We start from the raw sequence: 23,555 nt of genomic DNA, 5'->3' as shown, positions 1-23,555 counted from the left end.
CCTTAAATAACGAGTTCGCGCGGGCGTTTTTTCAGCCATTGCGCGACCATCAGCCGGGTAAAGGTCACCGCCGTGAACACGCTGGTGACGATACCGATGGTCAGCACCACGGCAAAGCCGCGGATCGGACCCGAACCGAAGATGAACATGATGATCGCCGCGATCACATTGGTGATATTGGCGTCGAAAATCGCGCGCGTCGCTTCCTTATAGCCGACCTGAACCGACTGGATAATCGTCCGCCCGCGCCTTTGCTCCTCACGAATACGTTCGTTGATGAGCACGTTCGCATCCACCGCCGCACCGATCGTCAGCACGAAGCCAGCAATACCGGGCAGCGTCAGCGTGGCGTGGAACAGCCCCATGATGCCGAGGATCATCAGGATGTTCGCGACCAGCGCCACCGTCGCATAGATACCGAAGCGGAAATAGGTGACGAGCATGAACACGATCACCAGCAGCGTGGCGAGCGTCGCGGCGAGCGCGCCCTTATTGATCGAATCCTGCCCCAGTTCCGGGCTGATCGTCGATTCCTCGACCGGGGTGAGTGCGATGGGCAGCTTGCCCGATCGCAGGGCAATGGCGAGTTCGTTGGCCGAATCGACGGTGAAGCCGCCTTCGATCAGCGCGCTGCCGCCGAGGATTTGCGAGCGGATGACCGGCGCTGAAATCACCACGTCATCGACGATGATCGCAAAGCGTTTGCCGACATTTTCCTGCGTCGCGCGCGCAAAGCGCTTGCCGCCCGTCGTGTCGAAATTCATCGTGACGATGGGTTCGCCGGTCTGCTGGCTGAATTCCTGCCGTGCATCGGTCAGCATATCGCCCGAAATCAGCGTCGAACGCTTCAGCGCGATCGGCCCGCCGCCGGTCGGATAGGGCAGCACGACATCGCCGATCGGCGCATGGCCCTGCGCGACCTGCGCCGGATCGGCATTTTCATCGACCATCTTGAATTCAAGCTTGGCCGTCTTGCCGAGCAGCGCTTCGAGTTTCTTGGGGTCCTTAAGGCCCGGCACCTGAACAACGATGCGCGTATCGCCCTGACGAACGATCGTCGGCTCGCGCGTGCCGAGCGCGTTGATTCGCTTGTCGACGACTTCGCGGGCGTCGTTCATCGCCTGATCGACCCACTGGCGCATTCCGGCATCGGTCGGCGCGATGACGAAGCGGGTCGAATCCACAACCTCGACATCCCATTCGCGTTTGCCGGTAAGCCCGGCCCCGCTGCCCGTGGCGGTAAGCAGGCGCTCGCGTGCCTCGTCCACCTTGGACACGTCGCGAACCATGAAGCTCACCCGGCCGCCGCGAGTCGAAATATCCGAAATACCGATTCGCGGGCCGCGACGCATTTCGCTCGCGACGGTATCGCGCATCGCCTCGATCTTGTCGGCCTTCAGCTGATTCACATCGCCTTCGAGCAGGATATAGCTGCCGCCCGCAAGGTCGAGGCCGAGATTGATCGCAGGCTTCGGCACCCATGCGGGCCAGCTGTCGCGCGTTTCCTTCGGCACCAGACTCGGTATCGCCAGCAGCGATACGAGCACCACGGTCAGGAGCGTCGCCCAGACCTTCCAGCGAGGAAAATCGAGCATCAGTCGTTCGCTGGCTTGACGCCGCCGGGGGTCATCACCTCGGTCAGCGTGGATTTCACCGCACGAACCTTCAGGCCCTGCGCCAGTTCAACCTCGACGAACTTGTCTTCGACCTTCGTCACCTTGCCGACCAGACCGCCGCCGGTCACCACCTGATCGCCGCGCTTTACCGCTGCGATCGCGTTCTGATGCTCCTTCATCCGCTTTTGCTGCGGCCGGATCATCAGGAACCAGAAGGCGATGAAGATCAGGATCAGCGGCGCGAAGGAAAGAAAGGCTCCGGCGGCACCGCCACCTGCGGCACCGGCGGTCGAGGCATAGGCTGGGGTTGCGAACATGGTTTCTCTGAAAAATAAGGGTTGGGCGGGACGCCATGGACGCCCGCTTTCAAGCCGCGCGCGCTATCACGCCACGGCTCGCCGTGCAACTATCGCTGCCCCGGGGCCCCTGCCCGCAGCCGGAGGCCGCGACGCGACAGTGCCAAAGCGAAACGATGCGCGGTATATATGCGCGTTGGCAGAAAGTGCGCTCAACGCTTGCATCCTTTCGCCATAGCGCATAGATGCCCCGTCCACGGTCGGGACGTAGCGCAGCCTGGTAGCGCATCACACTGGGGGTGTGGGGGTCGCTGGTTCGAATCCAGTCGTCCCGACCAGATATTTCCTGCTTCAGGCGAGCAGGTTCTCCTTACATCGATACACTCCCACCATTCGGTTGAGCCCATGGGTTTGCCCGGCGGGTTTTTGCGTCAGCAGCCGCCTTGCATGCAAAAACCCCCGCTCCGCGCATGTGCAGAGCGGGGGTTCGGCAGTCCTTATGCGAAAGCGCGTCCGGCCGGTCAGCCGTTGAGCGCCTTCACCAGCACATCGGCTTTCGGATTGCTTGCCTTGCCGGTCAGGACCCGCGCGGGATCGACCTTTTCGCCATAATATTGGGCATTATCGTCGTCATCCCAGTTAAGATCGGTGACGCTGACCGTGGCGCCGGCATAGGCACCTTCGGTATCCGACCACAGGATAATGTCGCCCTTGCCCCAGCTTGCCTGATCATTGGCCGAATAGTTGACGATCGTCAGGCCGCTTTCGGCGTTCAGGGTGATTTTGTTGCCGCTCATGAACGCGTTGACCGCATCATCGGTCATCAGCAGAAAGGCAAGCTGACCGCCCGATCCCCCTGCCTGCGCACCGACGCTGAGTGCGCCGAAATCATAAAATGCGGGTGCGGTCCAGTTGCCGTCCGCCTTGGCCATAACCACGCCAGCGCCGCCACGACCGCCGACGATGAATGCGCCGCGGCCGAATTCCGGCACGATATAGACGCCCTTTGCCTTTTTCAGCAGGTCCGCAAGCTGCGGGTCGCGCTTCATCTGCTCGACCTCGGCTGCCGCTTCGGTGACCAGTTGCTGCGGATCGGTCATCGCCTGACTGTCATTATCGCCAAGCGCCATAGTGTCGGTGCCGTTCAGCTGCGAAAAATTGTCGCTGGTCGCGGTTTCGGTGCCGCCGCCGCACGCCGCAAGAGAAGCACAGGCGGAAGCGATGAATAATGAGGTTCGAATTCGCATTTCATTCCTCCATGATTGGAAACGATTCTTCTCAACTCACTGCAATCCTTTTCGTGCCGTAACAGCGTGACTTCTTATGAAATTATCCGATATTTTTCGGTATATTGACATAGGTGATCGAGTATATTTCGCCCGTCCGGGCCGGGGAATCGCCGGCACGGCGCAGGAACCGCGGTGCCGAAACACCGTTGATCCATCGCGGGCGTCGTCCGTCAGTCATCCTGGGGTAAGCCGCAATGTATATCCTTTAGCGATAGCAAACCTCGCAACGTGCCGACCCACCGGGTCACCCCTGTCATCGTAAGCCAGAATCGGAGCTCATCATTTTCCGCACCGCCACCCGCTTTGCCCTGCTCACCGCCGCGCTCGCCTCGTCCGGTTTCGCGCCCGTACATGCGGAAGCGGATGGCCCGCCGCCCGTCCGCGCCGCCTATGACGGCGATTCGGTCGATGCAGTGGTGGAGCGTTTCGTGGCGCTGCATGAAAAGGACCCGTTCTGGATCGTCGACGGTGCGCCGGGTAAAAACGCCAAGCGGCTGGTCTGGCTGTTGCAGCACGCCGATCAGGACGGGCTGGACCCCGCCACCTATCATGCCGACGCGCTGGCGCATCGCCTCACCCATGTCAGCGACCTCGACTGGGAGCGGAAGCTGGAGCGCGATCTTTCACGCGCGCTGATCGCCTATGTCCGCGACGTCCGCTGGGGCGTGGTGCGCAACCGCATGGCCTATACCGACGATCATCTGACCTGGCAGGTGCCCAGTCCCGGTCGCATCCTCGCTTCCGCAGCGGCAGCGCCCGATTTCATCGCATGGATGCACCAGATTCGCGGCGTGAACCCCCTCTATCGCCGGCTGCGGCTCGCCCTCGCCCAGGTGCGTTCGCGCAGCGAGGATTCCTATACGACCATCCCCTCGGGCGATGTCGTCCATCCCGGCGAGCATGATCCGCGTATCCCCGCGCTGCGTAAGCGGCTGGGCGTTGCCGCGCCGGACGAACCATCGAGCGGGGACAAGTCGACCGGGGACAAGGCAAAGGGCGACGCGAATGGCGAAACGCTGTTCGACCCTGCCACCGCCGATGCGCTCAAATCCTTTCAGCGCAGCCATGGCCTTTCCGCCGACGGCATTTTAGGGCCGTCGAGCCTTGCCATGCTCAACCAGTCGCGCGCCGAGCAGATCGATCTGATCCGCGCGAATATGGAGCGCGCCCGCTGGCTGCCGCACGGCGCGCTGGGCGCGAAATTCGTGCTGGTGAACATCCCGCAATATCGCGTCCATATGTATGAACGCGGCAAGGAGCCCGCGGATATGCGGGTGATCGTCGGCGAAACCGACAGCCAGACGCCGCAAATGGTCGATCGCTTCGAATTCGCCGAGGTGAACCCTTATTGGAACCTGCCGACCAATATCACCGCCGATGAAATTGTGCCGCAGGTTCAGGCGCAGGGCATCGGCTATCTGCGGCGCAAGGATATGGAGGTCGTGCGCAATTTCAGCCCCGACGCGAAGCCGATCCCGCCGGGGAGCGTGCGCTGGACCAAGGCAGCGGCGCTCGCGCCCAAATTTCTGGTGCGCCAGCGCCCCGGAAAGCAGAACGCGCTGGGCCGGATCAAATTCATGTTCCCCAATCCGAAGGCGATCTATCTCCATGATACGCCCGCCGATTCGCTGTTCTCGCGCAGCGCGCGCGACGACAGCCATGGTTGTGTCCGCCTTGCCCGCCCGCTCGATTTCGCCGCATGGCTGTTCGACCGTCAGGGCATCAGCAAAGCGAAATTCCAGCAGATGGTCGACACGGGCAAGCATCAGAATGTGCCGCTAAAGACCGATGTGCCGGTCTATCTCGGCTATTTCACCGCATGGCCGGATGCCAAGGGCAATATCGCCTGGCAAAAGGATGTGTACGGCCTCGACAAGCCGCTGATCGCCGCGCTCGGCAAAAGCTGAGCGCAACGCCTGCCCCATCATCGTCATTGCGAGCCCCGCAGGGGCGCGGCAATCCAGAGCGCCGCGCGCACCACTGGATCGCTTCGTCGCTGCGCGCCTCGCGATGACGCCCCCCTGAGACCGCACCCTTTGCGGCGCGGACGATGCCGGGACAGGCCCGGCATGACGGTGTTTATTCCGCGATACCCAGCTGCCAGAGAACGAAGGCGTTTTCCTCCGCGGCTTCGCGCAGCGATTCCCAGCGGCCCGATTTGCCGCCATGGCCAGCGCCCATATTGGTCTTGAGCACCAGCACATTATTATCGGTTTTGGTCGCGCGCAGCTTTGCCGCCCATTTGGCGGGCTCCCAATAGGTCACGCGCGGATCGTTGAGGCCGCCCGAAATGAACATCGGCGGATAGGGTTTCGCCTCGACATTGTCATAGGGGCTGTAGCTGCGGATCAGGTCGAACGCGGCCTTATCTTCGATCGGATTACCCCATTCGGGCCATTCGCCGGGGGTCAGCGGCAGCGTCGCGTCGAGCATCGTGTTGAGCACATCGACGAACGGCACATCAGCGACCACCACGCCCCACAGACCGGGATCGGAATTGGCGACCGCCCCCATCAGCTCGCCGCCCGCCGAACGCCCGCAAATCGCGATATTGCCCGGCGCGGTATAGCCCTGCGCAACCAGCCCCTTCGCCACATCGACGAAATCGTTGAAGCTGTTGGTCCGTTTTTCCAGCTTGCCGTCATGATACCATTGCTGGCCCAGATCGTCGCCGCCACGAATATGCGCGATGGCAAAGGCCATGCCGCGATCGAGAAAGCTCAGCCGCCCGGTCGAAAATCCCGGCTCGATTGCATGGCCATATGCCCCATAGCCATAGAGATAGAGCTTGCCCGATCCATCGCGCGGAAAATCCTTCGGATAGACGATCGACACCGGTACCTTCGTCCCGTCCCGCGCTTCGATCTCCAGCCGTTCGGTCGCGTAGCGTGACGCATCATAGCCCGAAGGGATTTCCTGCACCTTCAGCGTTTCGAGCGCACCGGTCGCAATGTCGTAATCATAGACGGTGCCCGGCGTGACCATCGACTGATAGCCAAGTCGCAGCCTGGAAATCGCATATTCGGGATTGTCGCCGACACCTGCTGCATAGCTGTCTTCGGGAAAGACGATGCGCTGCGGTGCGATTGTTTGATCATAGCGATGGATTTCGATCTGATCGAGCCCGCGATCGCGCCCGTCGACCACGAAGAAATCAGCAAAGCACACGACCCCGGTCATGTAGAAATCTTCGCTTGGGCCGATCCGCTCATGCCATTCGCCCGGCGCGTCGATGCTCGCCGTCACCAGCCGCCAGTTGGTGTGAATATCGTTGGTATGGATGAACAGCGTGCCGTCATGCTCCTCGACATCATATTCGCGGCCCGGCTTGCGCGGCGCAACCAGCAGCGGTTCGGCCGCGGGATTGTCGGCGGGGAGCAGATAGACTTCGCTCGTCACATGGTCGCCTGCCGCGATGACCAGCCAGTTGCGCGACTGAGTCTCGCTCACCGATACGCGCCAGCCCTCATCCGCCTCGCGATAAAGTTCGGTGTCGTTCGCCGGGTCCTCGCCCAGCCGGTGCCAGCGGGCATTGTCGGTGCGCCAGTGTTCGTTGGCGAGGCCGTAGAGAAAGCCTTTCGAATCGGCGGTCCACACAACATCCGACAGCACGCCCGCAATCGTGTCGGGCAGCAATTCGCCGCTTTCGAGGTCCTTGACGCGGATTTCGAACCGCTCCGCGCCGCTATCGTCGACCGCATAGGCGAGCAGGCGCCCATCGGGGCTGACCGAAAAGGCGCCGAGCGTGAAATATTCCTTGCCCTCGGCAAGCTTCGGCTCGTCGAGCAACAGCTGATCCGCTCCGCCATCGACCGGCTTTCGCCACCAGCGGCGATATTCGCCGCCCTTTTCGAAATCGGTCCAGTAAAGCCAGTCGCCATCCTTTTGCGGCACGCTGGCATCATCCTCTTTGATCCGCCCGCGCATCTCAGCGAACAGCGTGTCGGCGAGGGGCTTATGCGGTGCCATCACCGCTTCATAATAGGCATTTTCGGCGTTCAGATAGGCCAGGACATCTTCATCCTCGACCGGCGCGGGATAGCCCGGCGCGCGGATCCACGCCCAGGGATCGTCGATGGTGACGCCATGGCGTTCGAAAGAATGCGGGCGCTGCGGCGCGGTCGGCGGCGTGGGAATATCTGTCATGACGGGCGATGTAGAGCCGAGCGGCGGCGACGAAAAGCCCGTCGGCGCCGCTGCGCCCGACAAAGGGTCATTTGCCGGCGGCGGGCAACCACTCCGGATCGCGCACCGTACACCGCTCGACCATGCCCGCCATCGCGCGCAGCGCCGGTTCGTCGATCAGCCGGACCTGGTTCAGATGCCGCGCGATCACTCCGCGCTGCTCCAGTTCGCGTAACGTGCGGTTGACGTGCACCGGCGTGACGCCGACCATATCGGCCAGTTGCTCCTGCGTCAGGGCGAGGTCGAGCCGGTTGCCCTCGGTCAGGCCGATCGCGCGCAAACGGCCATGCAGGTCGATCAGCACCGAAGCCAGTCGCGCAAGTGCGCTCGACCTTCCAAGCGACGCCGTCATGTCCATCAATGCCACCCGTTCGCGCTGGCTCGCCAGAAAGATCAGTGCGGCAACGCGGGGCGCCTTCGTAAACAGCGCCATCAGCCGGGCATTCGGGATTGTCGCCACCTTGATCTGCGAAAACGCGGTCAGCGTTTCCGCAGCATGTTCAAGGCACAGGCTCGGCATTCCCATCAGATCGCCCGGCAGATGCACGCGCATGATCTGTCGCCCGCCGCCCGGCAGAGCAAGCGAGGTTCCCGCCCATCCTTCGAGCAGCAGATATACGGCTTCCGGTCGATCCCCCTCGCTGCGCAGACGCGAATTTTTCGGCACTATTCCCGGCGGATCGGCCAGCTGGTTGATCAGCTGCCGCTCCCTTTCGGTCAGCGAGGCGAACTCGCTGAAACGGTTCAATGGCAACACGTTTCTTGATTCTTCCCCTGTTCGTTAGCGCTCACTTTCGCGTCGTCCGGAAAAAAAACAAGCATTTACGAATTAACCTGAGTAAATCTCTTTCGGTCGAAGAGTACCGGCTTCAAAGGCTGTGAAGCTCCGCTCAGGGCTGGAAACCTGCGGTTTCGGTTCCCATCTGTCCTGCCATAGCCATTTGTGTAACACACGCATATCCGACCGGCTCCGCCCGCGCGTCGCGCCCGGTGCATCGCATCGTTTCGATTTTTTGCGCGGCAGAGCCGGTCACCATGTTCGAACAGAAAAAGGGTGCCCATGTCGACCTATTCCGATCGCCTGAAAGCGCTTCGCGACCAGCTCAAATCCGACCGGCTCGACGGTTTCGTCGTGCCGCTGACCGATGAGCATATGAGCGAATATGTCGGCGAATATGCCCAGCGGCTTGCCTGGCTGACCGGGTTTCAGGGATCGGCGGGCAATGCAGTCGTCCTGCCCGAAGCGGCCGCGATTTTCACGGACGGGCGCTACACGCTTCAGGTGCGCGAACAGGTCGACGGCAATGACTGGCAATATGTGCCGGTGCCGCAGCAGAGCATCGCGGGCTGGCTGTCCGAATTTGCACCGGAGGGAGGCCGGATCGGCTATGATCCCTGGCTGCACACCCGCGACTGGGTGAAGGAAGCGACGAAAGCGCTGGCCGAACGCGGTGCAGAGCTGGTCGCCGTCACCCGCAATCCGATCGACGCAGTCTGGTCCGACCATCCGTCGCCCTCGCTCGCCAGGCTGACGGTGCACCCGGACGAGGCAGCGGGCCGTTCGAGCGCCGACAAACGGCAGGAAGTGGCCGACTGGCTGGCCGAACGCAAAGCAGATGCGGTGGTCCTTTCCGCGCTCGATTCGATCGCATGGCTGCTTAATATTCGTGGGCGCGACGTCGATCATACGCCCGTTGCGCTGAGCTATGCGATCGTGAATGCCGACGGCACGGCCGATTTCTTCGTTGCGCCGGAAAAGATGACCGATGCGGTGGCCCAGCATCTCGGCAATGCCGTGCGGGTGCATCCGCGCACTGCGTTCGACGATGCGCTGCGCGGGTTCACCGGCAAGCGAGTCGCTGCCGATCCCGAACGCGCGGTCGCGGCGATTTTCGACGGGCTGGATGCCGGCGGTGCCAAAATTCTTTCGGTCCGCGATCCGGTGGTGCTTGCCAAGGCGCTGAAGAACCCCGCCGAAATTGCCGGGCACAAAGCGGCACAGGCCCGGGACGGCGCGGCGATCGTCCGCTTCCTGCGCTGGGTATCCGAAACCGCGCCGAAGGGCGGGCTGACCGAACTCGACTGCGTCGCGAAACTGCAGGCTTTCCGGGGGGAGACCGGACTGCTGAAGGATACGTCCTTCGACACGATTTCGGCAGCAGGCGGCCATGGTGCCAGCCCGCATTACCGGGTCGATGCAGCATCGAACGCCGAACTGAAAATGGGACAGCTCTATCTGGTCGATTCGGGCGGGCAATATGAGGACGGTACCACCGACATCACCCGCGTGCTGCCGATCGGCGAACCGACCGCTGAGATGCGCGACCGCTTCACCCGCGTGCTGAAGGGGCATATCGCGATCGATGTCGCGCAATGGCCCGAAGGGATTACCGGCGGCCAGCTCGATTCGTTCGCCCGCCGCCCGCTCTGGGAAGTCGGCCTCGATTATGCGCACGGCACCGGGCACGGCGTCGGCGCCTTCCTTGCCGTGCATGAAGGGCCGCAACGGATTGCCGCACCCAATTATGCCGGATCGGGCCAGTCCGAAATACTGCGTGCGGGCATGATCTGTTCGAACGAGCCGGGTTATTACAAAGCGGGCGAATATGGCATTCGCATCGAAAATCTGGCGCTGATCGTCGAGCGCACGCTGGACGACGGCGCAAAGGTGCTCGGCTTCGAAACGCTCACCTGGGCGCCGATCGAGCGCGACCTGATTAATCCGGCACTCTTGACCGAAGACGAGCTTAACTGGCTAAATAACTACCATGCGCGGGTAATCGAAAAAATCGGCCCGCTCCTTGAAGGAGAGGACAAGGCATGGCTCATGGAAAAATGCGCGCCCGTCGAGCGCTCGACGTCATAATCGGCAGCGGAACGCTGGGCGGCGCGCTGTTCGTCGCTTATTCGTTCGGCGACTGGTGTTTGTTGCTGAAGGGCTGATCGCCTTTTCCAGTCGCATTTTCCTTGTGTTCGCGGGTCTGCGCCTTTCGCCGGCGCAGATTCGCGCGGAGCGCTTCGGCAAGGCGGGCCTGTTTTTCGCTATTGTCTGCCATACGACATGCGATAAACCGGACCAGACCGGGTTGACAATCGGTCGCGCACCTGCACATAGGCCGCCTCCACGGAAACGGGCGCAATGCCCGTCGCTGCTGCTGTAGCTCAGTGGTAGAGCACTCCCTTGGTAAGGGAGAGGCCGCGAGTTCAATCCTCGCCAGCAGCACCATTTCCCTTCCGCTTCCACCATCTGGCAAGCACGTCCCGGCGCGGGAAAACCGTCCGGCGTTGCAACATACCATTGCCCGTTCGCGGCGAAGCGCCTAACCGCCATGGCGCAATGACGTTGCTTTCCCGCTATCACGACCATCTTGCTGCACTGTCGGCCAATGCCCGTCGCCGCTCGCTCATCCCCCGTCGCGGAATCGACTTCGCCTCGAACGATTATCTGGCGATGGCAAAAGATGCGCGCCTTGCCGATGCTGCGCGTGCCGCGCTCGATCGTGGCGTTGCGACCGGTTCGGGCGGGTCGCGGTTGCTGCGCGGCAATGATCCCGAACATGAAGCGCTGGAGACAGAAGCAGCACGCCTGTTCCAATCGGAGGCCGCGCTGTTCGTATCGAGCGGGTTTGCCGCCAATGCCGCCGCGCTCACCACACTGCCGCAAAATGGCGACCATGTCTTCGCCGATTCGCTGATCCATGCCAGCATGCATGAGGGGCTTGGCCTCGCCCGGTGCGGTCACAGCCTGATCGCGCATAATGACGCCGACGCTTTTGCCGATGCGATCACCCGGTGGCGTGCCGGGGGCGGCACAGGAACCCCGTGGATCGCCGTGGAGAGCCTGTACAGCATGGACGGCGACCGCGCGCCGCTCGAGTCGCTCGCCGCCATTGCGAAGGCCAATGACGCAATGCTGCTGGTCGATGAGGCGCATGCCGCCGGGGTGTTCGGCGATGGCGGGCGCGGCCTTGCCGCCGACCTCGCCCCTGCCGACAATCTCATCCGCCTCGTGACTTTGGGCAAGGCCTATGGTGCGGAGGGCGCGCTGCTGCTGCTGCCCGCCGTGCTGAAGGACATGATGGTCAATCGCGCGCGCGGAGTGATCTTCACCACCGCGCCTTCGCCGCTGATGGCCGCCGTGGCGCGCACCGCCATCGCCACGGTCGCAGCGGATGCAAAGCGCCGCGCGCGCCTGTTCGCGCTGGCGCGCCATGCGAGTGCGGTGCTGGGACCGCTTGGCGCCACCATATCGGGGTCGCAGATCCTGCCGCTCATCATCGGCGGCGATGCCGAGGCGATGGCCGCGGCGGCGGCGGTTCAGGCCGCCGGCTTCGACGTTCGCGGCATCCGCCCGCCCACCGTTCCGGCGGGCACAGCGCGGCTGCGCATCTCAATCACCTGCAATGTGGGTGAAGCGGAGATCGACACCCTTGCCGACGCTATTCGAAAGGCACTGGCATGAGCGCGATCATCGTCACCGGCACCGATACCGGCATCGGCAAGACCGTCTTCGCCGCTGCGCTGACCGGCGCGCTGGGCGCCGATTACTGGAAGCCGGTCCAGTCGGGGCTGGACGAGGGTGAGGATGCCGACACCGTCGCCGAACTGGCCGGGGTTCGCCCGCTCCCCAGCGCCTATCGGCTCGTCACGCCCTGTTCGCCGCACCGCGCGGCGGAGATTGACGGTGTGACGATCGCGGATAGCGCACTGACGCTGCCGCCGAGCCCGAAAACACTGGTGGTGGAGGGCGCGGGCGGCGTGCTGGTGCCGGTACGCCGCGACCTGCTCTTCGCCGATCTCTTCGCCCGCTGGCGCGCGCCTGTGGTGCTTGTCGCGCGCACGATACTCGGCACGATCAATCATAGCCTGCTTAGCATCGAAGCGCTGCGCTCGCGGGGCGTCCCGATTCTCGGCATCGCCTTTGTCGGCGAAGCGCAGCCCGACAGCGAAGCGACCATCGCCGAAATCGGCGGGGTAACGCGGCTCGGGCGGCTTCCGCACCTCGATCCGCTCGACCCGGACAGCCTTGCACGCGCCTTTGCCGATAATTTTCAGATCACGGATTTTACATGACCCGCTCGCCTGTCTGGCATCCCTTCACCCAGCATGGGCTGGAAGAACCCATCCCTGAGATCGCGCGCGCAAAGGGTGCGGAATTATGGACGAGCGACGGCACGCGCTTTCTCGACGTCATTTCCTCGTGGTGGGTGACGACGCACGGCCATTGCCATCCGCGAATCGCCGCCGCGATTGCGGAGCAGGCGGGCACGCTCGACCAGATCATCTTTGCCGGCTTCACCCACGGCCCGGCGGAGGCCGTAGCGCGCGATCTGGTGGCGATGCTCCCCCGCCCGCTCGACCATGTATTCTTCTCCGACAGCGGCTCGACGGCGGTCGAGGTCGCGCTGAAAATGGCGCTTGGGTTCTGGGCGAACCGGGGCGAAGCGCGAAGCCGGATCGCGGTGATGGCGGGCAGCTATCATGGCGACACGGTGGGCGGCATGTCGGTCGGCGCGCGCGGGGTGTTCAACCGGCCCTATTCGCCGCTGCTGTTCGATGTCGCGACCATCCCCTTTCCGGGCGCGGGCGCTGCACAGGAGACGCTCGACGCGCTTGAGGCGCTGTGCCGCAGCCCCGCAAGCCTCGCCGCGCTGATCGTCGAGCCGCTCATCCTCGGCGCGGGCGGGATGCTGATCTACGATCCCGCGACGCTCGCCGCGATGCGCGAGATTTGTGCGCGCTACGGCGTATTGTTCATCGCGGACGAAGTGATGACCGGATGGGGCCGCACCGGCACGCTCACCGCGTGCGAACAGGCGGGCGTGGTGCCCGACCTGATGTGCCTGTCCAAGGGGATTACCGGCGGCGCGGTGCCGTTGGCCGTGACTATGGCCACCCCGGCGATTTTCGATTCGCACTGGTCGACCGACAAGGCGAAGATGTTCTTCCATTCGTCAAGCTACACCGCCAACTCCATCGCCTGCGCAGCGGCGGCGGCGAACCTTGCCATCTGGCGTGAGGAGCCGGTGCTCGAACGCATCGCCGCGCTGGCTGAGGAACAGGCGAAGCGGCTTGCCGTGCTGGCGGACCTGCCCGGCGTGCATGGCGCGCGGCAGATCGGCACGATCACCGCGCTGGAGATCGGCGATGCGGCGGGCGCCTATCTCTCCGATCTCGGCCCCCGCCTGTCCGCGGTGTTCCGGGAGCGCGGCGTGCTGCTCCGCCCGCTCGGCAATACGGTCTATGTCATGCCCCCTTATTGCGTGAGCCGCGAACAGCTCGACGAGATCTATGATGCGATCCGGGCGGGGCTGGCCCTGATAGAATAGCCGACGGCCATTGACGGATCGCTTGGGAAGGCAAACGCTGTACCGAGATAAAACAGGAGGTTGTGATGCGGTGCCATTTGGATGCGATGATCGCCATTTTCACCCTCTTCGCGGCAACGCCTGCATGGGCGGATTGCAGCGTTTCGTCGGACGCAGCAGCCGCCGAAAAGACCATCGATCCCGGTGTCGATTCAGATGCCGACCTGGTCTTTTCGATGAGCATGATGCCCGCATTTCTGCACATCGACTATGCCAGCGTCGCCAAGGCAAAGCCGTCGTGCAAGCTGGGTCAGTTCGATGCGGGCACCCTCGGCTATTCGCTATATGGCGACGATGATCATGGACATCAGCGGATTGCGAAACCCGATCACAAGGGCAAACCGTTCGCCACGATGATTCCGGTGGTCAACCTGATGAAGGCAATCGAATCGAGCAAAAACCATCAGCCTCCTGCCAAGGTCGAGGGCTATTTCCTCGCCACCATCGACAAGAGCGGGATTACAGGCTGGATTTATTATACCGGCATGCCCGATGCCGACACGCTGCGCCATGATATGGCACAGGCACTGGCAGGCACCGGGCACCCCATTTTCAAACGCAACGGCGACGGTAAAATCGAGGTGTTCGTATAGGCGCCGGTCGAACGCCCGCTTCGCAACCCTATCCGTCGCTCACCCGCTCGATATCCGCGCCGACCGCCTGAAGCTTTTCTTCCAGACGTTCATAGCCGCGATCAAGATGATAGACGCGGGCGACCTGCGTTTCGCCTTCGGCGGCAAGACCCGCGAGGATCAGGCTCATCGACGCGCGAAGGTCGGTCGCCATTACCGGTGCACCGACCAGCTTATCGACACCGCGCACCACGGCGGCACGCCCGCGCACCTGAATATCCGCGCCCATCCGCGCGAGTTCGGGGACGTGCATATAGCGATTTTCGAAGATGGTTTCGGTCAGCACGCTGGCCCCGTCCGCCTTGCACAGCATCGCCATGAACTGCGCCTGCATATCGGTCGCGAAGCCCGGATAGGGCGCGGTGGAGATGTTGAGCGGTCCCATACCGTTCGACGCTTCGACGAACAACGAATCCTTGCGCTCCTCGACCGTAATCCCCGCCTCGACCAGCGCCGAGATCGTCGCGCGCATATCGCCCGGCGCAGCGCCGACCAGTTCCAGCGCGCCGCCGGTAATCGCCGCGGCACAGGCATAGCTGCCTGCCTCGATCCGGTCGGGCATGACGCGATAGGTCGCGCCGTGCAGCCGCTCGCGCCCCTCAATCTCCAGCGTTTCGGTCCCGATCCCGCTGATCGATGCGCCCATCGCGACGAGCAGGTTGCACAGATCGACGATCTCCGGCTCGCGCGCTGCATTTTCGATGATCGACGTGCCGCGCGCGGTGACTGCTGCCATCAGCGCATTTTCGGTCGCACCGACCGACACGATCGGAAAGGTCACCCGCCCGCCCGGCAGGCGTCCGCCCGGCGCAGTCGCCTTCACATAGCCTGCGGTCAGCTCGATCTCCGCACCCATCGCTTCCAGCGCTTTGAGGTGCAGATCGATGGGCCGGTTGCCGATCGCGCAGCCGCCGGGCAACGACACCTTCGCCACCCCGGCGCGGCCGAGCAGCGGGCCGAGCACCAGAATCGAGGCGCGCATCTTGCGGACAATGTCATAGGGCGCTTCGGTGCTGGTGAGGCGTCCGGCGCGAATCGTCATCACCCGACCGAAATCCTCGGGCCGCGCACCCTCGATCTGAGTCGATGCGCCCAATTGGTTGAGCAAATGGCCGAAACTGTCGACATCGGCGAGGCGCGGCAGGTTGCGCAGCGTCAGCGGCTCGTCGGTGAGCAGCGCGCAGGGCATCAGCGTCAGCGCCGCGTTCTTCGCGCCCGAAATGGCGATACGTCCGGAAAGGCGGTTTCCACCGCGAATGATAATACGGTCCATGCTCAGCTTCTATCGTTTCGCGCGCCCGAGGCAAGGGCATGACACCGTTCCGCGTGCCGGGGGGCATGTGGTCGAACGGGCCGAACCGCGAACCGGATTTTTCCTGACAGTGGCAGGACTTATACCAACGTTATTGCGAGCCCCGCAGGGGCGCGGCAATCCAGAGGGTTATGCACCATCGCTCCGGACCGCTTCGTCGCTGCGCGCCTCGCGGTGACGAACCGTCACCCGGCTACACTTATCGCACCATGAGATCAGCGCCGAAACGCGGTGCTCAGGCCTTTTCCAGCGTGCATTGCAGCGGATGCTGATTCTGCCGGGCGAAATCGATCACCTGACTCACCTTGGTTTCCGCCACTTCATAGGTGAAGACGCCGCATACCCCGACGCCCTTTTGATGCACCTGGAGCATCACCCGGGTCGCATCCTCGATGCTCATCCGGAAAAAGCGCTGCAGCACCAGCACGACGAATTCCATCGGCGTATAATCGTCGTTCAACAACAACACGCGATAGGGGGTGGGCTTTTTGGTCCGCGTACGCGTCCGCGTGGCGATACCGACCGCGTTTTCATCGCCGTCTTCGCCATCTTCGTCGCTCATGCGGATCAGGAATTCGTGAATGGAATCCATAACGTCCAACAAAATATGGCATGAAGCGGGGGAAGGACAAGGGGGGATAGCGGTTCGAATGTCGTTTCATCCCCGACAGCATGAACGACGCGCCCGGATGCGCCCCGGTTCCGCCGATAAAAAGGGCGGCTACGCGATCGCGCAGCCGCCCCTTTTTATCCGTCCTGATCACGTTCGAAGCCCCGAAGGGCACCAAAACCGCGAATTCAGGCTACCGACTTCGCCTTGTCGGCTGCGACCGCGAAGCGGCTCGACAGCGGCTGAGCAGCGTCACCGGCGAGCTTCAGCATCGCTTCGGTCTGCTTCGATGCCTGAGCGACATAGGAGTCGAACGCGCCGCGAACGAAATCGCTCTGCAGCTTGAAAAGCTCGGTCGGCGACTTGATCTGCGCGATGTTCTTCATGGTGGCGGTCATGTGCTCGAACGAGCTGCGGCCATATTCGGCAGCATCCTGGCCGATCGATTCGAGGCCCTTGGCGGTGATCTTGCCGCTTTCGACCATCGCTTCGACATTGCCCTTGGCGAAATCGTTCATTTCTTCGGCCATCTTCATATTCTTCTCCATCGCACCCTTGGCACGCGCGCTCATGTCCGCGAACATGTTCTGCGACTTGCTGATCGTTTCGTTGACGGTGTTTTCCATGGTTTCGACTTCCTCGCTTGCGGGTGCCAGAGTCTCGGCGGCGATCTGGCTGGGGGTGGCGGCGGCCGTTTCGGCGGCGTTCGCCGGGTTGGGTTTCGAAGGTTCCGGGGGCTCGCTCCGGCTCGCCGCCGGTGCGGGCTCGGGCAATTTTGTCACCGGCTCCGCTACCTTTGCGCGCTGCTCAACCCCGGCGATTTCTGCCTTGGGCGGCGTTTGCGCAGCCGGTGCGGGAGCGGGAGCGGGCGCGGGCGTCTGCTTCGCAGGCGCCGGAGCCGCTTTCGCTTTCACCGGCACCTTAGCCGCTACCGGCTTCGCTTCGGCCTTCGCCGCTGCGCCTGTACCGCCGGTCGAGGACGGTCGCGCCGCAGCCGGTTTGGCGGCAGCACCTTTGGCAAATGGAGCGGTTTTAGCGGGCGTGGATTTGGCGCCGGTCTTCCGATCCTGGCTGGCCATGCGAATCCTCCTATGTTTGTTGCGGTGCAACATACATGATTCGCGGGGCTTGCACAAGACTCTTGTGCAGTGCAACAAAATCGCAATATTGGCGAATGCCGCTACGGAATATCAGCGTTGCCGGACATAGCTTCCCGGCGCATCGCCCAGCGTTTTGCGACGCCCCGATCCCGGCATGCGCGCCCCGTTCGCCTTCACCTCACCGCCCGAAAAACCGGCGATCCATTCGCGCCAGTCGGGCCACCAGCTGCCCGGATGTTCCTTCGCCCCATCCATAAAGGCGGTCAGGCTTTCGGTGGACTCCGGATTGGTCCAATATTGATATTTCCTGGCCGCAGGCGGGTTCACCACGCCCGCAATATGCCCTGACCCCGCCAGCACGAAGCGGATCGGCCCCGAAAGATGCTCGGTCATCTTCCACACGCTTTCCGCCGGGGCGATATGATCCTCACGCCCCGCCTGCACATAGGCCGGGGTTTTGATCGTGGTGAGGTCGATCCGCTCGCCCGCGATTTTCATTGCGCCCGGTCGCACCAGCATATTGTCGCGGTAAAGATCGCGCAGATAATCGAGATGCCATTGCCCCGGCAGATTGGTGACATCGGCATTCCAATATAGCAGGTCGAACGGCGCATAATCTTCGCCCAGCAGATAATTATTGGTGACATAGTTCCAGATCAGATCGCGCCCGCGCAGCAGATTGAACGTCGCCGCCATGAACCGCCCGTCGAGATAGCCGTCGGTATTGAGCGATTCGATCACCGCCAGCTGCTCGTCGTCCACGAACAGCGACAGATCGCCCGCCTGCGCGAAATCGACCTGCGCGGTGAAGAAGGTCGCGCTCGCCACCTTCGCCGCTTCGCCCCGCGCGGCAAGCACAGCGAGCGTCGCGGCGAGCGCGGTTCCCGCCACGCAATAGCCGATGACATTGACGCTATCGACCTTCAGCAGCGCGCGCACCGTATCGATGGCATCGATCTGTCCCTTTTCGACATACCCGTCCCAGCCGATACCGGCGATGCTCGCATCCGCCGATTTCCACGACACGACGAAGACGCTGATCCCCTGATCCACCGCCCATTTGATGAAGCTTTTTTCGGGTGACAGGTCGAGAATATAGAAGCGGTTGATCCATGGCGGAAAGATGATCAGCGGCGTCTTCGCCACCGTTTCGGTGGTCGGCGCATATTGAATCAGCTCGTATAGCGGCGTTCGATGCACCACCTTGCCCGGCGTGGCGGCGATATTCTCGCCCAGCCTGAATGCGTCGGTGGCCGATTGGGTAAGCTGCCCCTTGCTGAGGTCGGACAGCATATTCTGCAGGCCTTTCAGCAGATTTTCGCCGCGCGTTTCGACGATTCGTTCAATAACCTGTGGGTTGGTCGCGGCGAAATTGGTGGGGCTCATCGCATCGACAAAGCTTTTGGTGGCGAAGCGGATGCGCTCTTTCTGCCGCGAATCCATGCCGGGCAACGCGTCCACACCCTTCAGCATATGGTCGGCGATCAGGAAATAGCTTTGCCGGATAAAGTCGAACAACGGTTCTTCGCGCCATTGCGGCGCGCGAAAGCGTTTGTCGCGGGCATGTTCGGGCCGCTCGCCCCGCGTATCGGGCGTAGCGGGATCAAGAAAACGCTGCCATAATTTCATCGTATCGGACCAGAAATCGGCGCTCGCCCGAACAAAGTCACCCGGATCGCCCCAGCCCGGCACGTTCATCTTTTCCCAGTCCGACGGCGGAAAATCGCCCATCGTGTGGATGCCATGCTCCAGCATCATTTGCTGCGCCTTGCCCAGCACCCAGGTCCAGTGTTGCAGATCCGCCAGTGTCTGCGTTCCCGCAGCCGTGCCTTCGTCCCGATCGTTCATGCCGTCATCCCGTTCGCTGGTCCGTTGCAACCTTGCTATAGCCTAGCAGAGCATGCTGTGCGATTCATGCGCCATGGAGGTTGTGTATGTCCGAAGAATTCTACCGTATCCGTCGTCTGCCCCCGTATGTCATTGCCGAAGTCAACGCGATGCGGGCGGCGGCGCGCGCGGGCGGAGAGGATATTATCGACCTCGGCATGGGCAATCCCGATCTGCCCCCGCCCGACCATGTGATCGAGAAATTGTGCGAAGTCGCGCGCAAGCCCGACGCGCATGGCTATTCGCAGTCCAAGGGCATTCCGGGGCTGCGCCGTGCGCAGGCGAAATATTATGAACGCCGCTTCGGCGTCGATCTCGACCCCGAAACCGAAGTCGTGGTGACCATGGGGTCGAAAGAGGGTCTGGCCAGCCTCGCCACCGCGATCACCGCGCCGGGCGATGTCGTGCTCGCGCCCAACCCGTCCTATCCGATCCACACCTTCGGGTTCATCATCGCGGGCGCGACGATCCGCAGCGTACCGACCACGCCGGACGAGGCCTATTTCGAAAGCCTCGACAAGGCGATGTATTATACCGTCCCGCGCCCCAGCGTGCTGGTGGTCAATTATCCGTCCAACCCCACGGCGGAGACGGTCGACCTTGCCTTTTACGAACGGCTCGTCGCATGGGCGCGTGAGAATAAAGTGTGGATCCTTAGCGACCTTGCCTATTCGGAACTCTATTATGACGGCAAGCCGACGCCTTCGATCCTGCAGGTAGAAGGCGCCAAAGAGGTGGCGGTCGAATTCACTTCGCTGTCCAAAACCTATTCCATGGCCGGATGGCGGATGGGCTTTGCGGTCGGCAATCGCGAACTCATCGCGGCGATGACGCGAGTCAAATCCTATCTCGATTACGGCGCCTTTACCCCGATTCAGGCTGCGGCCTGCGCTGCGCTCAACGGCCCGCAGGATATCGTCGAAAAGAACCGCCAGCTCTATCACAAGCGCCGCGACGTAATGGTCGAAAGCTTCGCCCGCGCCGGATGGGATATCCCCTCGCCGCGCGCATCGATGTTCGCGTGGGCACCGCTGCCGCCCGCGCTCGCGCATTTAGGTAGCCTTGAGTTCTCAAAACAATTGCTAACCCATGCAAAGGTCGCGGTCGCGCCCGGCGTCGGCTATGGCGAGAACGGTGAAGGCTATGTACGGATCGCGATGGTCGAGAATGAACAAAGGCTGCGTCAGGCAGCGCGCAATGTGAAGCGCTATCTCCAGAGCATGGGCGTCAATCAGGCGCATGCATCGGGCAACCGGTAAGGAGACGCGATGCTGTTGTTGCGTGGCACGGAGAGCCATCCGCGCTCGATCCTGAAGGCGATTTCCTGGCGCACGCTGGGCAGCCTCGACACGTTCGTGCTCAGCTGGCTGTTCAGCGGCAACCCCACGATCGCGGTGTCGATCGCGGGGACCGAAGTGTTCACCAAGATCTTCCTTTTCTATCTCCACGAACGCGGCTGGGCGATGGTCCGCTGGGGCATCAAGCCGCTGCCGCGCGATTCAGCATCCGAGGATCGCGACCGGCCGGCGGAAGGCGCTGCACCGGCGGCGGGCAAATAGCCGTCGTCCGGGGCGAGCAGGTCGCCCCCCTCGCCCGCTCAGGATCGCTGCGGCCGGGCCGGCGCCCCCAGATAATATTCGGACGCCTCCACCGTGCGAAGCTCCAGCCGGGTCGGCACGACATTATCGTCGATCCGCCAGAGCCGGATATGATGGTCCCCCGCGGCGAGCGGCCCCATATCGGCGGAAAGCCGGATGACATTGTCGCGAACCGCCTGTGCCCAGCGCTGCTTGCCCGGCGTGTCCTGCGCGCCGCCCGACGCTTCCAGCTTCGCCTCCAGCATCGTCACCGGTCCGTCATCGATCGACACGCCGATGCGGTTGCCGCCGTGACCCAGCGTGTCGAGCGTCGGGGCAAGGAGCAGCGTCAGCTGCGCCGGTCCCGCTTTGGTGACCCGGACATCATATTCGAGCATCACCGCATCCTGCGCCTGCGTCGCGGGCCGCCCCTGCGGAAGCGCGACGACGCCGCCTCCGGTCCGCCCCAGATGCGCAATGGGGGTCCAGCGCAGCCCCGCCGCGCCGCGCGTCCGGGCGAAATCGGCGGCTTCCAGCGCGATCACGCCCTCGGGCGGCGCGGCGCGATCGATGAATTTCGGCGTCGGCCGTTGCCTGTCGTCCGGCGTATCGGCGCCCACCCGAACGATGCTGGGCATGGTCTGCTGGGTCGGGTCGTTCCAGATGACATAGCTCATATGGACCTGCGCCATCATCCCGTCCCATTTGCCGTCATGGATGCTGTGATACCGGCGGGTCAGTTCGCCGTCGCGCCGATACGTCGCCTCCACCTGATCGGCGAAATAATTGGCGCGGGCATCGTTGCGCGACGCGAGCATGCGATTCCACGCGGTCGCATAATATAGCCGGTAGAGATTGGCGAGCGCGGCGATCGGGAACTCGATGAGCTGAAAATAAGCGTCGCGCTGATCGGGACGAAGCGTGGCGCGTGCTTTCATCATATCGGCCTCCAGCGCGTCCCATTGCGCGACCATCGCCCCGAATTCGCCGCCGTCCAGTCCCTCCGGGGTAATTCCGCCCAGCGCAAAGCTGCTGTCGTCGATCAGTTCGGGTTTACGCCATGCGGCATATCGGCTGTAGCGGGTGACCAGATCGCCGATCGCGGCCCCCCGCTCCGGGCCGAAGGTGGAGGCTGCCCAGGCAACGGGATACGCCGCGAGCAGCTCCGGCGTCATCGCATCGGGGTCCCATGCCTGAGCGAGGAAGAAGCCGAGGGGATATTCCATCGGCTTGATATCGCCGACATTGGCGATCCACATCGCGCGCGCGCCGCGCTGATAGGCAAGGTCCATTTGCTGCCAGATCTTCTCGATCTGGTTGGTGTTGATCCATTTATAATTGCGCGGCCCGCCGACATAATCGAAATGATAATAGACGCCATAGCCGCCGCCGCGCGGTGCCGCGCCCGGATCGGGCAGGCGACGGATCTGCCCCCAATTATCATCGGAAAACAACAGGGTCACATCCTCCGGCACCTTCATGCCATGGTCATAATAATCCTGTACTTCCTTATATAATGCCCACACCTGCGGCGTTTCGCTTGCCGGGCGGCCGGTCACTTCGGCGATGATCGCGCGCTGATCGGCGACAATCTTTTCGAGCAATTCGGTCGCCGTACCCTCGGCCATCGCCTCATCGCCATCGCCGCGCATGCCCACGGTCACGACCGATTCATAGCGCTGCCCCTTGCCCTTGGACATCATGCGCTCGATCCCGCCGCGCCAGAAGGTGCGCAGATTATCGCGGTTGGTGGTGTAATCCCATGCGCCGCCCCGGACCCCGTCTTCTTTGTGCCGGTGCCATTCGGCCTGGGCGCGCAGCATCGGTTCGTGATGCGAATTGCCCATCACCACGCCCATTGCATCGGCGAGCACCATGCTTTGCGGGTCGTCGTCGGCGAACGCCTTTCCCCACATTGCGGGCCAGAGATAATTGCCTTTCATCCGCAGCAGCAATTCGAAGACATGCGCGTACATCGCCGCATTGACCCCGCCGAATTTCCGCTTCGCCCAGCCGCTGAGACAGGGATCCTCATCATTGATGAAAAAGCCGCGATAGCGCACTTTGGGCTGGTCGCGCCGAGACCCGGCCGGGATCAGCAAATTGGTCTGCCGCACGACCGGCACATCGGCGAACCAGTACCAGGGCGAAACCCCGATCCGTTGGGAAAGGTCATAGGTGCCGAACACCGCCCCGCGTCGGTCGGAACCGATAATCACCAGCGCGCGAGGGACGCCGGGCAGCGGACGGTCGACCACGATCTGGCGAAACGCTTCCCATTCGCCGCGAAGGTCGGCCGCATCGAGCCTGCCCTCCGCCACCAGCCGGTCGAGCAACGGGCTCCGGCCCGCCACGCCGATAAGCACTGCGGGACCGGAAAGCGAGTCCGCATCTCCCCCGATCAGCTTCGCCGGGCTGCCGCTGACGCGTTCGAGATCGCCGGCGAAGCTCGCTGCAACCCGCCGGACCGCCGAATCCGCCTCGTCATCGACGAAGACCGTTGCGGCCCTGCCGTTGCGGATCAGCGGAAAGGCAGTGCGCGGATCGGCCTGCGCTTCCTGCGTTCGGGCAAAGACAGGGTGCGGCATTGCGGCAAGCGCAACGCTGAGGGCCGCCCCGCCTAATAATGTGCGGCGCGTGACATCGCTGCCATCGGCGGCGTCGGTCATTTCTCTCTCTCCGG

Annotated in this window: 18 protein-coding genes and 2 tRNA genes; 10 read left to right on the top strand and 10 right to left on the bottom strand. The window is 63.0% G+C overall.

The genetic code is table 11. From position 1 onward, the window contains the following. Positions 1-2: 2 nt before the first annotated feature. Positions 3-1,595, bottom strand: a complete 1,593-nt coding sequence (gene secD / locus EV664_RS11345) for a protein translocase subunit SecD (protein WP_133495832.1) — start codon at positions 1,593-1,595, stop codon at positions 3-5. Continuing rightward, positions 1,595-1,933 carry a preprotein translocase subunit YajC gene (gene yajC / locus EV664_RS11340; protein WP_133495831.1) on the bottom strand — a complete coding sequence of 113 codons (339 nt, stop codon included), beginning with the start codon at positions 1,931-1,933 and terminating at the stop codon, positions 1,595-1,597. Before yajC ends, secD begins: the two co-directional genes overlap by 1 nt. 240 nt (positions 1,934-2,173) lie before the next feature. On the opposite strand from yajC, the gene EV664_RS11335 reads away from it, so the two are divergent. After that, positions 2,174-2,250: transfer RNA gene (locus EV664_RS11335), tRNA-Pro, on the top strand. A gap of 183 nt (positions 2,251-2,433) precedes the next feature. Here EV664_RS11335 and EV664_RS11330 read toward each other — a convergent pair. Further along, positions 2,434-3,159: a lipid-binding SYLF domain-containing protein gene (locus EV664_RS11330; RefSeq protein WP_133495830.1), complete on the bottom strand. Its 726-nt coding sequence runs from the start codon at positions 3,157-3,159 to the stop codon at positions 2,434-2,436. 470 nt (positions 3,160-3,629) lie between these two features. On the opposite strand from EV664_RS11330, the gene EV664_RS11325 reads away from it, so the two are divergent. Continuing rightward, positions 3,630-5,108, top strand: coding sequence for a L,D-transpeptidase family protein (locus tag EV664_RS11325; RefSeq protein ID WP_133495829.1), 1,479 nt, complete (start codon positions 3,630-3,632; stop codon positions 5,106-5,108). Positions 5,109-5,280: 172 nt separating this feature from the next. On the opposite strand, the gene EV664_RS11320 is transcribed toward EV664_RS11325, so the two are convergent. Then, entirely contained in the window at positions 5,281-7,347 is a 2,067-nt protein-coding gene (locus tag EV664_RS11320; RefSeq protein ID WP_133495828.1) for a S9 family peptidase, read from the bottom strand. A gap of 67 nt (positions 7,348-7,414) precedes the next feature. Beyond that, a complete protein-coding gene (locus tag EV664_RS11315) occupies positions 7,415-8,134 on the bottom strand; it encodes a Crp/Fnr family transcriptional regulator (RefSeq protein ID WP_162848826.1) in 720 nt (239 codons plus the stop codon). Positions 8,135-8,446: 312 nt separating this feature from the next. Between EV664_RS11315 and EV664_RS11310 the strand changes: the two genes are divergently transcribed. The 6 genes from EV664_RS11310 (at position 8,447) to EV664_RS11285 (ending at position 14,347) form a co-directional block, all read left to right on the top strand. Then, a complete protein-coding gene (locus EV664_RS11310; protein WP_133495826.1) occupies positions 8,447-10,252 on the top strand; it encodes an aminopeptidase P family protein in 1,806 nt (601 codons plus the stop codon). Positions 10,253-10,537: 285 nt separating this feature from the next. Beyond that, positions 10,538-10,612: transfer RNA gene (locus EV664_RS11305), tRNA-Thr, on the top strand. A 111-nt stretch (positions 10,613-10,723) separates the two neighbouring features. Continuing rightward, a complete protein-coding gene (locus EV664_RS11300; protein ID WP_133495825.1) occupies positions 10,724-11,848 on the top strand; it encodes an 8-amino-7-oxononanoate synthase in 1,125 nt (374 codons plus the stop codon). Continuing rightward, positions 11,845-12,459: a dethiobiotin synthase gene (gene bioD, locus EV664_RS11295; RefSeq protein ID WP_133495824.1), complete on the top strand. Its 615-nt coding sequence runs from the start codon at positions 11,845-11,847 to the stop codon at positions 12,457-12,459. The genes EV664_RS11300 and bioD overlap by 4 nt, the downstream gene beginning before the upstream one ends. Further along, the gene (locus EV664_RS11290) at positions 12,456-13,715 is read left to right on the top strand and encodes an adenosylmethionine--8-amino-7-oxononanoate transaminase (RefSeq protein ID WP_133495823.1); all 1,260 of its coding nucleotides are present in this window, start codon (positions 12,456-12,458) and stop codon (positions 13,713-13,715) included. The genes bioD and EV664_RS11290 overlap by 4 nt, the downstream gene beginning before the upstream one ends. A gap of 65 nt (positions 13,716-13,780) precedes the next feature. After that, positions 13,781-14,347: a hypothetical protein gene (locus EV664_RS11285; RefSeq protein WP_133495822.1), complete on the top strand. Its 567-nt coding sequence runs from the start codon at positions 13,781-13,783 to the stop codon at positions 14,345-14,347. A gap of 28 nt (positions 14,348-14,375) precedes the next feature. Here EV664_RS11285 and murA read toward each other — a convergent pair whose 3' ends face one another. The 4 genes from murA to EV664_RS11265 all read right to left on the bottom strand — a co-directional run bounded on the left by murA (position 14,376) and on the right by EV664_RS11265 (position 19,256). Next, positions 14,376-15,659, bottom strand: coding sequence for a UDP-N-acetylglucosamine 1-carboxyvinyltransferase (gene murA, locus EV664_RS11280; protein WP_133495821.1), 1,284 nt, complete (start codon positions 15,657-15,659; stop codon positions 14,376-14,378). A gap of 274 nt (positions 15,660-15,933) precedes the next feature. After that, positions 15,934-16,260 carry an ATP-dependent Clp protease adapter ClpS gene (clpS, locus tag EV664_RS11275; RefSeq protein ID WP_133495920.1) on the bottom strand — a complete coding sequence of 109 codons (327 nt, stop codon included), beginning with the start codon at positions 16,258-16,260 and terminating at the stop codon, positions 15,934-15,936. A gap of 236 nt (positions 16,261-16,496) precedes the next feature. Then, the gene (locus EV664_RS11270) at positions 16,497-17,387 is read right to left on the bottom strand and encodes a phasin family protein (protein ID WP_133495820.1); all 891 of its coding nucleotides are present in this window, start codon (positions 17,385-17,387) and stop codon (positions 16,497-16,499) included. A 111-nt stretch (positions 17,388-17,498) separates the two neighbouring features. After that, entirely contained in the window at positions 17,499-19,256 is a 1,758-nt protein-coding gene (locus tag EV664_RS11265; protein WP_133495819.1) for a PHA/PHB synthase family protein, read from the bottom strand. Positions 19,257-19,342: 86 nt separating this feature from the next. Here EV664_RS11265 and EV664_RS11260 point away from each other — a divergent pair, with 86 nt between their 5' ends. Continuing rightward, the gene (locus tag EV664_RS11260) at positions 19,343-20,554 is read left to right on the top strand and encodes an LL-diaminopimelate aminotransferase (protein ID WP_133495818.1); all 1,212 of its coding nucleotides are present in this window, start codon (positions 19,343-19,345) and stop codon (positions 20,552-20,554) included. Positions 20,555-20,563: 9 nt separating this feature from the next. Then, positions 20,564-20,854, top strand: coding sequence for a DUF2061 domain-containing protein (locus EV664_RS11255; RefSeq protein WP_133495817.1), 291 nt, complete (start codon positions 20,564-20,566; stop codon positions 20,852-20,854). Positions 20,855-20,892: 38 nt separating this feature from the next. Here EV664_RS11255 and EV664_RS11250 read toward each other — a convergent pair whose 3' ends face one another. Then, the gene (locus tag EV664_RS11250; protein ID WP_133495816.1) at positions 20,893-23,541 is read right to left on the bottom strand and encodes a glycosyl hydrolase 115 family protein; all 2,649 of its coding nucleotides are present in this window, start codon (positions 23,539-23,541) and stop codon (positions 20,893-20,895) included. Between the last annotated feature and the right edge of the window lie 14 nt (positions 23,542-23,555).

Source organism: Stakelama pacifica (assembly GCF_004361835.1).
Lineage (GTDB): Bacteria > Pseudomonadota > Alphaproteobacteria > Sphingomonadales > Sphingomonadaceae > Sphingomonas > Sphingomonas pacifica.
Note: the sequence above shows the minus strand (reverse complement) of the source record. Positions and strands in the feature narration are given on the sequence as shown.